The sequence below is a fragment of the Carnobacterium sp. FSL W8-0810 genome (assembly GCF_038007125.1).
Classification (GTDB): Bacteria; Bacillota; Bacilli; order Lactobacillales; family Carnobacteriaceae; genus Carnobacterium_B; species Carnobacterium_B inhibens.
Map to the genome: position 1 here is coordinate 2,145,447 of NZ_JBBOWO010000001.1, position 12,958 is coordinate 2,158,404.

General features: G+C 34.6%; 8 protein-coding genes and 2 pseudogenes. 4 read left to right on the plus strand and 6 right to left on the minus strand.

The genetic code is table 11. From position 1 onward, the window contains the following. Positions 1 to 2: 2 nt before the first annotated feature. Positions 3 to 1,112 carry a pyruvate dehydrogenase (acetyl-transferring) E1 component subunit alpha gene (pdhA, locus tag NST49_RS10315; RefSeq protein WP_023177533.1) on the minus strand — a complete coding sequence of 370 codons (1,110 nt, stop codon included), beginning with the start codon at positions 1,110 to 1,112 and terminating at the stop codon, positions 3 to 5. Positions 1,113 to 1,664: 552 nt separating this feature from the next. Continuing rightward, positions 1,665 to 3,011, minus strand: coding sequence for an NADP-specific glutamate dehydrogenase (gdhA, locus tag NST49_RS10320; RefSeq protein ID WP_341048433.1), 1,347 nt, complete (start codon positions 3,009 to 3,011; stop codon positions 1,665 to 1,667). Positions 3,012 to 3,224: 213 nt separating this feature from the next. Between gdhA and def the strand changes: the two genes are divergently transcribed. Both def and NST49_RS10330 read left to right on the plus strand, forming a co-directional pair. Then, positions 3,225 to 3,788 carry a peptide deformylase gene (def, locus tag NST49_RS10325; RefSeq protein ID WP_034536466.1) on the plus strand — a complete coding sequence of 188 codons (564 nt, stop codon included), beginning with the start codon at positions 3,225 to 3,227 and terminating at the stop codon, positions 3,786 to 3,788. Between the two features lie 88 nt (positions 3,789 to 3,876). Continuing rightward, the gene (locus tag NST49_RS10330) at positions 3,877 to 4,017 is read left to right on the plus strand and encodes a hypothetical protein (protein ID WP_156098838.1); all 141 of its coding nucleotides are present in this window, start codon (positions 3,877 to 3,879) and stop codon (positions 4,015 to 4,017) included. A gap of 134 nt (positions 4,018 to 4,151) precedes the next feature. Here NST49_RS10330 and NST49_RS10335 read toward each other — a convergent pair whose 3' ends face one another. Beyond that, on the minus strand, positions 4,152 to 5,594 hold the full coding sequence (locus NST49_RS10335; protein ID WP_034536465.1) for a 6-phospho-beta-glucosidase: 1,443 nt from the start codon (positions 5,592 to 5,594) through the stop codon (positions 4,152 to 4,154). A gap of 224 nt (positions 5,595 to 5,818) precedes the next feature. Here NST49_RS10335 and NST49_RS10340 point away from each other — a divergent pair, with 224 nt between their 5' ends. Both NST49_RS10340 and NST49_RS12690 read left to right on the plus strand, forming a co-directional pair. Next, positions 5,819 to 6,523 carry a GntR family transcriptional regulator gene (locus NST49_RS10340; RefSeq protein ID WP_034536464.1) on the plus strand — a complete coding sequence of 235 codons (705 nt, stop codon included), beginning with the start codon at positions 5,819 to 5,821 and terminating at the stop codon, positions 6,521 to 6,523. Between the two features lie 1,140 nt (positions 6,524 to 7,663). Continuing rightward, positions 7,664 to 7,771: pseudogene (locus NST49_RS12690) on the plus strand (SEC-C metal-binding domain-containing protein); the annotation flags it as partial. Between the two features lie 63 nt (positions 7,772 to 7,834). Here NST49_RS12690 and NST49_RS10350 read toward each other — a convergent pair. The 3 genes and pseudogenes from NST49_RS10350 to spxB all read right to left on the minus strand — a co-directional run bounded on the left by NST49_RS10350 (position 7,835) and on the right by spxB (position 12,501). Then, complete coding sequence (locus NST49_RS10350) at positions 7,835 to 8,176, minus strand: nucleotide pyrophosphohydrolase (RefSeq protein ID WP_034536461.1); 342 nt, start codon at positions 8,174 to 8,176, stop codon at positions 7,835 to 7,837. A 7-nt stretch (positions 8,177 to 8,183) separates the two neighbouring features. Beyond that, a complete protein-coding gene (locus NST49_RS10355) occupies positions 8,184 to 9,947 on the minus strand; it encodes a DUF2075 domain-containing protein (RefSeq protein ID WP_341048436.1) in 1,764 nt (587 codons plus the stop codon). A gap of 758 nt (positions 9,948 to 10,705) precedes the next feature. Continuing rightward, positions 10,706 to 12,501: pseudogene (spxB, locus tag NST49_RS10360) on the minus strand (pyruvate oxidase). Positions 12,502 to 12,958: the final 457 nt, after the last annotated feature.

Sequence of the window (12,958 nt, forward strand, 5' to 3'; positions counted from 1 at the left end):
GATTATTTACTCTCCTTTGCTTCGAAAGTTGCAATTTGTTCAGCGATAACTTGAGTTGGTGTTTCATACATGTTTTTCAAGAAATCAGAAACTTTTTGTTTTGGTGCTTGGTCTGCTTCTTTAACAGAAGCTTTGATCTCTTCTTTAGTTTTTTCAATTAATTCATTTTCTTTTTCTTCTGACCATAAACCTTTTTCAGTTAAGAAATTACGGAAACGAATCAATGGATCGCGTTGTTCCCAGTAATCAAAACTGTCTTTGTCACGGTAACGAGTTGGGTCATCTCCTGATGTTGAGTGAGGACCAAAACGTGAAGTGATTGTTTCAATTAAAACAGGACCATTTCCAGCTACAGCCCATTCTCTTGCTTGTTTAGCAACAGCGTAAACTGCTAATGGATCCATACCATCTACTTGGATTCCTGGGATTCCAGCTGCAACAGCTTTTTGAGCCAATGTTGTAGCTGCAGTTTGTTTGTGACGAGGTGTTGAAATCGCATATCCGTTGTTTTGAACAAAGAATACTACAGGAGCTTTATATGCACCGGCAAAGTTCAATCCTTCGTAGAAATCTCCTTGAGATGAACCGCCATCACCTGTATAAGTAAATGCAACATTTTGTTTGCCACGCATTTTAAGACCAACACCCGCACCCATAGCTTGGATGATTTGAGCACCGATGATAATTTGTGGTGGTACAGCATGTAAATCTTCAGGATATTCATTTCCTGCTGAATGTCCGCGAGACCATAAAAAGGCTTTTGAAACTGGTAATCCATGTTGGATCAATTGAGGCATATCACGGTAACCAGGGAATAATTCATCTTCTTTTTCAAATGCATAATGACTTGCTAATTGAGAAGCTTCTTGTCCAGCTGTTGGAGCGTAGAAACCTAAGCGTCCTTGACGAGCTAAAGCCATTGAACGTTCGTGTAAGATTCTAGACCAAACCATTTGTTCCATTAATTCAACTAGTTGATCGTCAGATAAATCAGGCATGATGTCTTTGTTTACAACTTTACCGTCCTTATCTAAGATTTGTACCATTGGGAAAGCAGCATCAATTGTGCTTAACAATGCTTCAAAATCTACTGGTTGTTTTTTGTTAACCATGTATAACCCATTCCTCTCTCGTTTACAATATTGTTTTTCAAAATTCTGTTTTATACTGTTAAAGAAACTGTATTACTCAGAATTTTTCACAACTTAAATTTAACACGCTTTCAACTTAGATGCAAGTAAACTAAACGTTAAACCTTATGAATTCTATCTATCTACCTTACTTTAGTCTAGATTTCCAGTCATACTGGAATCCTTATTGTGAAATTTTTCACTATTAAAATTGTTTATCCCTTGTTATATAGCACATTAGCTTTAAATTAAACTCTGAAAAAAGCGGATACTTACCTCTTTAAAACTGTTATATAATTTTTATGAAACTGTATTACTTTCTAAAAAAAACTTCTTTATTTTTTTGGATACATCTTTTTTCACAATACGATTTTCTTTTGATTAGTATCCAGTAAATGTTCACTTTTTCGCCATTTTTTTATTTTTCACCTATTTTTTTTCGTAAATTTTAACCATAAGTACAAATAAAAACACTATTGTTTTATTTGTACTAAAAAAAAACCCGTTTTTTAACGGGTTTTCTTTTAGTTCTATTTAAATAATTCCTTGACTTAACATTGCTTGTGCAACTTTTGCAAAACCAGCAATATTAGCACCAGCAACGAAGTCTCCTTCTAAATGATAAGATTTAGCTGTATCTTTTATTTCATTGTAGATGTTCTTCATAATTCTTTTCAATTCTTCATCCACTTCTTCAAAAGTCCAATTTAATCTTTGACTATTTTGACTCATTTCTAAAGCTGAAACAGCTACTCCACCTGCATTAGCAGCTTTTGCAGGACCATAAACGATTCCAGCCTTTTGGAATGCCTTAACTGCTTCTAGATCACATGGCATGTTTGCACCTTCAGCAACAACGCTTACGCCTTGGCCAATCATTTTTTCAGCAGTAGTTCCATCAATTTCATTCTGTGTTGCACAAGGAAGAGCAATAGTATATTTTTCTTCTAAGTCCCAGATATTCCCTTTTTTATATAGTGCATTTGGGCGTTCAACAACATATTCTGAAATTCTCTTTCTTTCTACTTCTTTGATTTTTTTAACGATTGCTAAATCAATTCCTTCTGGATCAAAAATGTACCCATCAGAATCTGAACAAGCACTAACTGTTCCTCCAAATTCTTGTACTTTTTCAATAGCATAGACAGCAACATTTCCACTACCCGAAACCACAACCTTTTGATTTTCAAAAGATTTTCCAATATCATCTAACATTTCTTTAGTGAAATAAACCAATCCATAACCAGTTGCTTCAGTTCTTGTTAAACTACCGCCTAAGAAAAGTGGTTTTCCAGTTAAAACACCTGCTTGAAACCCATTTAATTTTTTATATTGACCAAATAAAAAGCCGATTTCACGCGCTCCAACACCAATATCTCCAGCTGGCACATCAATGTCTGGACCTATATGTCTTTGTAATTCGGTCATAAAACTTTGACAAAAACGCATAACTTCTTCATCAGATTTTCCTTTTGGATCAAAGTCACTTCCACCTTTTCCTCCACCGATTGGAAGTCCAGTCAGACTATTCTTAAAGATTTGTTCAAATCCTAAAAATTTTACGATGCTTTGTGTAACAGATGGATGAAAGCGAAGACCGCCTTTGTAAGGTCCAATTGCTGAATTGTATTGTACCCTGAATCCTCGATTCACATTCACTTCTCCTTGATCGTCGACCCAAGGAACTCTAAATTGAATGATTCTTTCTGGTTCTACTAAACGTTCTAAAATATTTTTTTCAATTAATTCTGGATGTGCTGCGAAGACTGGTTCGATAGTATCAAAAAATTCCTTAACCGCTTGTAAATATTCAGGTTGATCTGGATCCCGTTTTGAAACTTTAGTATAGACCTCATTAACATAATTTTTTGCATCTACCATATTCTAATCTCCTCTGACAATCAATTTAGAAAATCTTTCTTTTTCATGCTCACCATTATCTCATAATCTATATATGAAGCAAAGTTTTTTTTCAACTTTTTATACATCGTGCAAATTGCGGCTATTACTGATAAAATAAAAGGGATGAAATGAATAAGTATTTTCCTCATACGGAAATACTTATTATGAACTAATATTAGGAGTGAAATATTTATGATTACCATGAAAGATATTATTAAAGAAGGACATCCCACACTAAGATTGGTTGCTAAAGAATTAGCATTGCCCCTTAGTGAAGAAGAAAAGCAATTAGGTAAAGACATGCTCCAATTTCTAAAAAACAGCCAAGACCCTGAAATTGCTGAAGAATATAACTTGCGCGCTGGAGTAGGTCTTGCAGCACCTCAATTAGACATTTCAAAACGAATGGTTGCCGTTCACATTCCAGGAATTGAAGAAGGCATTGATGAGCCTATTCTTAGTACAGTTATGATTAACCCTAAAATTATCAGCCATTCTGTTCAAAATGCCTGTTTAACTGAAGGTGAAGGCTGCTTATCTGTGGATCGAGAAGTACCCGGTTATGTTCCTCGTCACAGCCGTATTACATTAACATACTTCGATTTAGAAGGAGAAGCTCACAAAATACGTTTAAAAAACTACCCAGCCATCGTTGTTCAACACGAGATCGACCATATTAATGGAATCATGTTTTATGACCATATTAATAAAGAACAGCCTTTTAAAATCGATGATGACGTAAAAGTTATTTCTTAATATTCAAAAAGCAAAGGTCGGAACCTATTGATATGCTCTTCCTAAAGTAGACAGTAAAAAAAGCAAACTACTTTAGGGGGATTTTTTTATGCAATCGAATAATAAACATACAGTTACAAAACTAGAACAATCTATTCAACTGTATCTCAATGAAGGAATTAGTTTTAAAGGATTAGAAAAAAACGTTGAGAGATACATTATATTAAGTTTTATAGTACCAAGAGAGTAACGGTAAAAATGGGTTTATCCATTCCACCATAAAAAAGCCATGCATGATTTTTATCATACATGGCTTTTTTTATTTACCTGTCTACTTGACAGAGGGAAGTTCAAATTAGGTCTCAAGCTTCCTTTTTAACTATCTTATAGGTCTTTTCCATTCGATTCAATGACTTTTTTGTACCAGTCAAAAGAATCTTTCTTACTGCGTTCCATTGTTCCATTACCTTCGTTATCACGGTCGACATAAATCATGCCGTAACGTTTTTTCATTTCTCCAGTAGTGAACGAAACGATATCAATGATGCCCCAAGGTGTATAACCCATCAATTCAACACCGTCATGATCTATCGCGATGCCCATTTGTTTGATGTGTTCACGCAAATAAGAGATACGAGCTTCATCATGGATGCTGCCGTCTTCTTCAACAGTATCAATCGCACCAAATCCATTTTCCACAATGAACAGTGGTATTTGATAACGATCCCAGAAACGATTCAACGTATAACGTAAACCTACAGGATCAATCGTCCAACCCCAGTCACTAGCTTTTAGATAAGGATTGTCTACTTGATGAGGAATCTTTCCATGCACGTTAGCCGCTTCATCATCGTTATTTTCATCTTTATGATCCACCACATTAGACATATAGTAACTGAACCCTAAATAATCCACTTTACCTTGTGTTAATATTTCAGCGTCTTCTTCTTGAATAGGAATATTCAAGCCATCGAGTTCAAATTCTTTCAGTGTATAGTTTGGATAATACCCACGTACTTGTACATCCGGGAAGAAATAACGCAGATGCATCGATTCTTCAGCTAACATTACATCTTCTGGATGAGCCGTTAACGGATAAACCGGTACATGTGAAACCATCGCTCCAATTTGGAAATCAGGATTGATTTCGCGACCAATTTTCACTGATAGAGCACTGGCTAGTAAAACATGGTGAGCTGCAGTGTACATCACTTCTTTAGCGTTCTCGCCTTCTTCAACTTGAACACCCACGTTTGTCCATAAGAAAATCGGGTTGGTGTAATCCATCATATTGTTGATTTCGTTAAACGTCATCCAGTATTTCACTTTATTTTTGTACCGGTCAAAAACAACCTCGGCAAATTTAACAAAGAAATCGACTACTTTACGGTTTCTAAATCCACCATAATTTTGCGCTAAGTGTAGCGGCATTTCAAAGTGAGTCAGCGTAATGACCGGCTCAATACTATTTTTCAATAATTCATCAAATAAATCATCGTAAAATTGAAGTCCAGCTTCATTGGGTTCAGCTTCGTCGCCTTTCGGGAAAATACGCGTCCAGTTGATAGATGTACGTAAACTGTTCAATCCCATTTCAGCGAACAACGCCACATCTTCTTTATAACGATTGTAAAAATCAATGGCTTCGTGATTCGGATAAAATTTACCTTCTTCAACCGTTTCGGTAATTTCGCGTGGCTTACCAGCTGCACCAGCAGTCATTACATCAGCGACACTAGGTCCTTTACCATCTTGATTCCAGCCACCTTCGAATTGATGGGCTGCTAACGCTCCGCCCCATAAGAAACCTTTTGGAAATTTAGACATTTTTATTACCTCCTATTTTTTGATTGTTAATATAGTACCTGTTACTTCTTTTGATACTAAGAACAGACGAGGCCGCACAGTGCGTAGAATTGCAATTTTTTTCGTCTTCCCTATTTTCCATTAAAATTATGTGGATATAATCACATCATAAATTATACCCATATAACTTGTCAATGCCCATATAATTCGAAATATGTTATAATTTTATGAAAAGGAGCAAATTGATGAATAAATACCACGATGTCGCAAATAAAATTAATCTGTCTATTCAAGAAAATAATTTAACACGCGGTCATAAATTGCCTACTCTCACTGAATTAGAAGGTATATATAAAGTCAGTAAAAACACGATTATTAAAGCGTTGGAAGTTTTAGAAACAAATGGTGTGATTTACCAAGTAAGAGGCAGCGGTACATATGTACGTGGTCGTCACCGCAAAGGCTTTGTGAATTTAACGGATGTTCAAGGATTTCACAGTATTTTTAGAGAATTCAATTTGTCTTCAGAAGTCATTGAATTAAAAGAAATCGAAGCACCTTCAAATGTCGCAGAAATACTTGAGCTTACAGATCAAGAAACAATCTATTACATTAAACGCGTCCGCTACATCGAATCACGTCCCTTTTGTGTGGAAGAATCCTATTACCTCAAGACGGTCGTGCCTTATTTGAATGAAGAAATTGCCAGCCAATCTATATTCAACTACTTAACGGAAGACTTAAAAATAAACATTCGTTTTTCAGATTTATTTATGCGTATTGGAAAATTAAATCAAGAAGAAGCAGCATATTTACAGTTGGAAACACACGATCCTTCTTTAACGATCGAAAGCATCTATTATTTAAACAGTGGTCGCCCATTCAATTATTCCAACATCAAATACCATCACGAAGAAGCTCAATTCTTTGTACAGGGGAATAATTTTTAGATTATTTTCAAACTATCAAAAAAAAATACTTTTCTAAAGGAGACAAACTAAATGTCAGAAGAACTCACTCAAGAAATGCTCGATGAACTATATGGTCACATCATCGTTTTGCATAAACCGGTCTTTTCTTTTACGGAATGCCTAACGACTTATTCGAAAGAAGATATGATCGCAATAGCTACTGACCTTCGTTATAAAGTGCGCCGCAGTAAAACAAAAACTGTTATTGCCGAAGATTTTTTCAAAGAACTATCGCTTAAAAGTCAACATCAATTATCTTTTCAATCAAAAGAAACCATTCAACTCTTAAAAGAACTGATGAATGGACCGAAAGAAATCAATTTCATTCCTTTCTCCCGCAAAAATCCGGGTTTATTTGATTTGCTTTATTCACGCTGGGTCTTTTTATTTTATTACGAGGATACTTACACCCTAGTACTGCCAAACGAGACCAAAGAAATGCTGCAAAGCTTTATTGATAATCCTGATTTTAAAGAAGAAAATAAAAGAAAAAATCTACTTCATGAATATGTAGAGGCGTTTATGAACCTGTACGGCGCTTTTGAAACGGACTTTTTCTTAAAAGTATGGAATCAACACAACAAACAATACCCATTAGAACTTAATGAATTATTGTTTGAATTAATTGGGTTAGCTTGGTTTAATGAACGACTAAGGTTTACAGATAGTCTAGAATACATTTTTGATAATTATGCTATGGATGAAAATGAAGTACCCTTTTTCATATCAAGTTCTTCAAACCACGATTATTATCAACCAACAAAAGCTGATATTAACTATTTTGCTAACCATGAATTTGACGAGCGAACTGCTCAATACAAAAAAATGAGTCGATTTTTCGCTAAGAAGTTGAATTCAGAAAAACTTGTAGCTGTCATGGATATGATTATGGTTTATATTAAACTGGATTTAGCCACGCAGGGTCTAGTTGAAGAACTAGACCGTCAGTTTGGCATTGTTTTTGATGGTATGAAAGACGTAGAAGAATTCAGCTATCTGTATTCAAACTTAAACAACCATTCGCGCATATGGTCTAACAAAGGTCATACGCCAAAAGAACTAACTAAACATCATAATAATACATTAACCTCGATTCCTAATAATGTTATTCCTTTTACGAATAAGAACACTGGAAAGCAAGAACCTATCCAAGTAAAAAAAATTGGCCGAAATGAGCCTTGTCCTTGTGGTAGCGGAAAGAAATACAAACATTGTCACGGAAAATAACTATTAACAAAAAGCCAACAAGCAATTTTCTGCTTGTTGGCTTTTTACATACTAATACTAATGCTATTCAAAGTCAGTGTATTTATTATTATTCCCCTTGCTTTTACTTACCGGGTATTTCTCATTGTTTTTTTTTAGTTTTTCATCAATGATCGAATCAATATTTAAATTGAGGTTATCTGCTAACATATGAGAATAAATCAATACATCTGCTAACTCTTCCTTGATTCGTCCTAAGTTGAATTCTTTTACTTCTTCGGCTGATTTCCATTGAAATAATTCAAGTAATTCTGAAGCTTCTAGTGAAATAGAGATAGCTAAATCTTTTTCATTATGAAATTGACGCCAATCTCTGTCATCTCTGAACTTATTCACCTTTTCCATACTGCTTTTCTCATTATCCATCGCTTTTTTACCCCTTTGCTGCATTTAATAGCGCTTTTTGAAGTTCCTCATCTACCGCGTAAATATATAAACCATTTACTCCTCTTGTTAAAAGCACATTTAATTCGTTTTTTAACAACATATCAGAAAACTGTTCTTTTTTCCCGTTCTTTAATGTTCTTTGGCGAGTAGCTTTTTTATTTTGACTGGAACTTCTATCGAATACAATTTCTCCATTTCTATATTTTACAGAAGGACCGATAATCACACCTGCATAATTTAGGTCAAATCCTTGAATAGTAAATGTAGAACCTACTTCATCAATAGTTTGTTCTTGTTCTGCCCAAGAAAGGTTTCTATTCTTTCTCTTTTGCTCCTTCATTTGAGGCAGTTGCAGATTCCAAGGTAGAGACCAATTCCCTATCTTAACTCTCCAATAATCATCTTTTTCTGGTTTTCTCTTGTCAACGTACTCCCAATCAAATGTTGCAGTAATTCGGGAAATACCTGAATTTTCATCTTTTGCTTTTTCTCTAATGGCTTGATACAACTCTTCAGGATGATTAAAAATTTTCAAATCATATCCTTTAATATCCTTGAGAATGGGATTGATTTTTCTATCATCAATCATCGACCTTATCCAATTAATAGTGCTCTGACTCGCGTTAATCCTCATTTGATTTTCTAAACGGATAAAATTTCCTTTTAAATTCGCCACATGTTCTAAAGTAAGCAGTTCCTCTTCTTCCCAATATTGTTCAGTAGTAAGAACTTGATTGATATCAAATACCGCTACCACTACTTTTGCTCTCTCCATTAAATCATACAGCTGATTCTTTCCTCTATAAGATTGCTTCCCTTGTGTCCATAACAAATGAGCCTCATCTACAATAACAACATCTGCTTTTTCCTCTGGAGTATGATTATTGATAAACGTTGTTGGTTTACTGACTAAATTAGGCACTTTCTTAGACGTAATACCTAATTTGTTTGCAATTTGTTGATAAACTTTCAACTGTTGCTCATGATTTACCAACAAATAACTATTTGCTTCTTGTAAGACGATATTTTCTGACTCTTCTTGAGCTAGCTGTTTTAATTCGTAAAAGAGACTGCTCATTAAAACTGTTTTACCTGAACCAGCTTCTCCTGCTACTAAAATCAATTCTCCAGACTGGTTTCTCGTTAACGCCTCCATAATTTTTAAGATAACTTTATCCTTAGCTTGGATTTGTTCATCACTTAGTTTATGAAATGGCGAAGCTTTAAATAGAGCAGAGTCTTTGATTATTTTTTCAACAGGGAAAAGAGTTTTATTCTTATTTCTTAATTTTCTCCAAATCTTAGAAAAAATCTCATCTAATTTATCTACCGTATAATACTCTTTTTGTTGATTGGTTCTTCGATTATACACAGATTGAACCGAATCGATACTAGACATATACATCATTAATTTATTTTCAATATCTAAAGTCAATGATTTATTAAAATAATCATGGCCTATTATGTACATTTTTGAATCATCCGAGTTTGCGAGGCTTTCCCAATCTTCCCGTTTTTTGGGATCTTCAATAAGATGTTGTTTGGTTCTTTGTCTTATATCAGAAGTTTCTCCGATGTAAACTGAAAATTCGCGATTCTTTTTCTCATCATGAACGATGTAAACCGTGGGATAATCCAATAGGTATTTTGCATTAGATCCTTCTTCTTGAAGAATTCCACCTTCTAAACTTTCCACTGCTTCGTAGCTATAATCTATTTCATAGATAACTGGATTAGAGATTTTACTCATTTTTTCACCTTCCTCTCAAAACATAGATTTATTACTACGATAACTTTTCTCAGTTTATTCCAATTCTATGCCCGCATTTAAATTAATATTACTTTATAATCGATACTAGGTTTAAACCTCAATAACCCATCAACAAAAGATAGCATCTCTTGCCGTTCAGTTTTATCTAATTCTTTCCTAGCAGCATACTGAACAGTAAGCTAATTTTCACTAGACATAAAATCATCATAGAGATTTTTACCAAAACTATTAGGAGCTTTTTTAAAATTATCAGTTAATAACACATACGCAAGGTCGTTGTAGTTTTTCGAAAATCTATAGAATTCATTCTTTGAAGTTAGAATTAATCTTTTAAAATCCACTTTCGCGCTCTCCTTTTAGGTATGTTGCTTCTATTTTACTATAATAATACTAAGAATATATGATTATTTATTTTTTTCTATAAATACTGTGTTAGTCGCACCATATCTCTACATTAAATCCCATTCTCAATAATCTCATCCGGGTAGTGTTTAATAAAAAAATCACTATCTACTCCTGTAATTCTAAACCCACACTTTTGATATAAGACTAGTTGACCTAAACTAGAATTCTCTGTCCCACTTTGATTATTTTATAGCCTTTTTGTGCAACTTGCTTAACAGCATCCTGATCCTGTACTAACTTCTTTATACATCTACCTAACAAAAAAAGTTGAGTCACCAACTTTAACATGGTGACTCAACTTTCTATTAAATATTAAGTTATATATTAGAAAATTATTTAGCTACTTTAGATTCTAGACCTTCAGCTTTTAAGTACTCGCTAAATGGTACTAATTCTTCAGCTTCATATTTTTCTTTGTAAGCTTTGATTTCTTCTGCGCTGTACAATGTAGCGTCTAATTTCAATGTTTCTACTGGAATTGGACGATCTTTTGTAATTTTAGCATCGATTACAACTGTTTTGCCTTCTTTGTTAGCTTTAACAGCATCAGCCATTACTTGATCCATGTCTTCGATACGGCTTACTGTGAAACCAACAGCACCTTGTGCCTCACCAATTTTAGCGTAGTCTACATCAGTAAATTCAGTACCGAAAGTATTTGTATTTGTATCTTCGTATTTGTATCTTCGTATTTGTTCTTGATGAAACCATACTCAGTGTTAGTGAATACTACGTTGATAACAGGCATTTCGTAACGTACGTTAGTAACAACGTCTTGATAGTTCATAGAGAACGCACCGTCACCCATTAAATTAAATGCTTGACGATCAGGATATACGTTCTTAGCCGCAATACCACCTGGAAGTGCAATACCCATAGAAGCAAACAATGGAGAAGTTCTCCACATGTTTTTAGGAGTCATGTGTAAGTGACGGATAGATGTTTGAGTTGAGTTCCCAACGTCAATTGAGTAGATTGCATCTTCGTCAGCGTATTTGTTGATAGCATTGTATACTTGATAAAGTTGTAACGGACCATTTTCTTTTGTTTCCAACTTAGTCATGTAGTCACGCCAGTTTTGAATGTTTTTCAAGTTAGCAGTCCACCAAGCTGATTCTTCAACAGGTGCTACTTTTTCAAGTAATGAATGAACTGCTGCACCAGCATCTCCAAGAATAGCAACATCTGCATTGTGACGTTTGCCAAGCATTGCTGGGTTGTTGTCGATTTGGATGAAGTTTTCAACGTTTGCGAAAGTTTTTTCTACTTCAGCAAATGGGAAGTTTGAACCAACGAAAAGAACTGTATCTGCTTCTTTAACAGCTTCGTTAGCTGGTTTCCAACCAACACGGTATGTTGAACCAGTCAATCCTTCAAAGTCATAGTCAAAAGTTTCAAAGTTTTTACCAGTTGTAATAACTGGAGCTTTAAGTTTACGAGATAATTCTTGAACCGCTGGACCGTGTCCCATAGTTCCGACACCTGCATAAATAACAGCACGTTTAGATTTGTTCAATACTTCAACAGCTGCGTCAATATCTGCTTCGTTGATTGCAGAAGAAACGTAATCACGGAAGCTGTGACCTGAAGAGTAGAATGCGTCATTAGCGATTTCATGGTAACCAAAATCACCAGGTACTTCTAATACAGCCACCCCACGTTTAGCGATAGCCGTACGAATTGCATCGTCGATCAATTTTGGCAATTGTTCAGCGGTAGCTACACGACGGTTGTATACTGCGATATGATCAAACATTGGGTTTTGGTTCAATTCTTGGAATGCATCCATGTTTAATTCTCTTTGAGGACGAGATCCTAAGATAGCTAAAACTGGTGTGTTATCCATAGCTGCATCGTAAAGACCGTTGATTAAGTGAGATGCACCAGGACCACCTGATCCAACACACACACCTAATTTTCCACCGAATTTCCATTGCATTACGGCTGCCATTGCTCCAACTTCTTCATGTTTTACTTGAAGAAATTTAATATCTGTTTCTTCTTGTTCGCCTAAAGCTTCCATTAAAGGAGCCAAAGTTCCTGAAGGGATTCCATAAATTGTATCTATTCCCCATCCAGCCATTACTTTTAGTGAAGCTGTACTAACTTTAGTTTTTCCATCTGTCATTTTAAAAATCCTCCTAAATTAATTTCATAAAATAAACGCCAGTCCAATTTTAACACGTTTAAATTAAGAATCAAGGTTTACTTTCCAATAAAATGCAATTCTGTGAAAAAATGTACAGATTTTTAACCTAATCTAACGAACCATTCAAAATTCCATCATTTATTCTACATATTTACAATTAAAAATAATAAATCGCTCAATTTGACTAATAAATAGTTTTATCAATCAAATGAATTCTAATTCAAGATTCATTTGATCATTAAAGCAAATTTATCTATTAAGAGAGTCCTAAACTCCAACCTGAAAAGCATCACAAGCAAAAAGCATTGATATAAACCTATTATATCAATGCTTTCACAAACAACTATTAAATTTAAGTATGGAGTCTACGGGTTTAGCAAGTCGCTATTTAATCAATTTCAACTACTATCAAATATGTTGTCTATTATATAGTAGA

Bases quoted from the DNA above. Each gene is read 5' to 3' on its own strand.
- pdhA (WP_023177533.1), bottom strand. From the start codon at position 1,112: ATGGTTAACAAAAAACAACCAGTAGATTTTGAAGCATTGTTAAGCACA.
- NST49_RS10355 (WP_341048436.1), bottom strand. From the start codon at position 9,947: ATGAGTAAAATCTCTAATCCAGTTATCTATGAAATAGATTATAGCTAC.
- gdhA (WP_341048433.1), bottom strand. From the start codon at position 3,011: ATGGTAGATGCAAAAAATTATGTTAATGAGGTCTATACTAAAGTTTCA.
- NST49_RS10340 (WP_034536464.1), top strand. From the start codon at position 5,819: ATGAATAAATACCACGATGTCGCAAATAAAATTAATCTGTCTATTCAA.
- def (WP_034536466.1), top strand. From the start codon at position 3,225: ATGATTACCATGAAAGATATTATTAAAGAAGGACATCCCACACTAAGA.
- NST49_RS10330 (WP_156098838.1), top strand. From the start codon at position 3,877: ATGCAATCGAATAATAAACATACAGTTACAAAACTAGAACAATCTATT.
- NST49_RS10335 (WP_034536465.1), bottom strand. From the start codon at position 5,594: ATGTCTAAATTTCCAAAAGGTTTCTTATGGGGCGGAGCGTTAGCAGCC.
- NST49_RS10350 (WP_034536461.1), bottom strand. From the start codon at position 8,176: ATGGATAATGAGAAAAGCAGTATGGAAAAGGTGAATAAGTTCAGAGAT.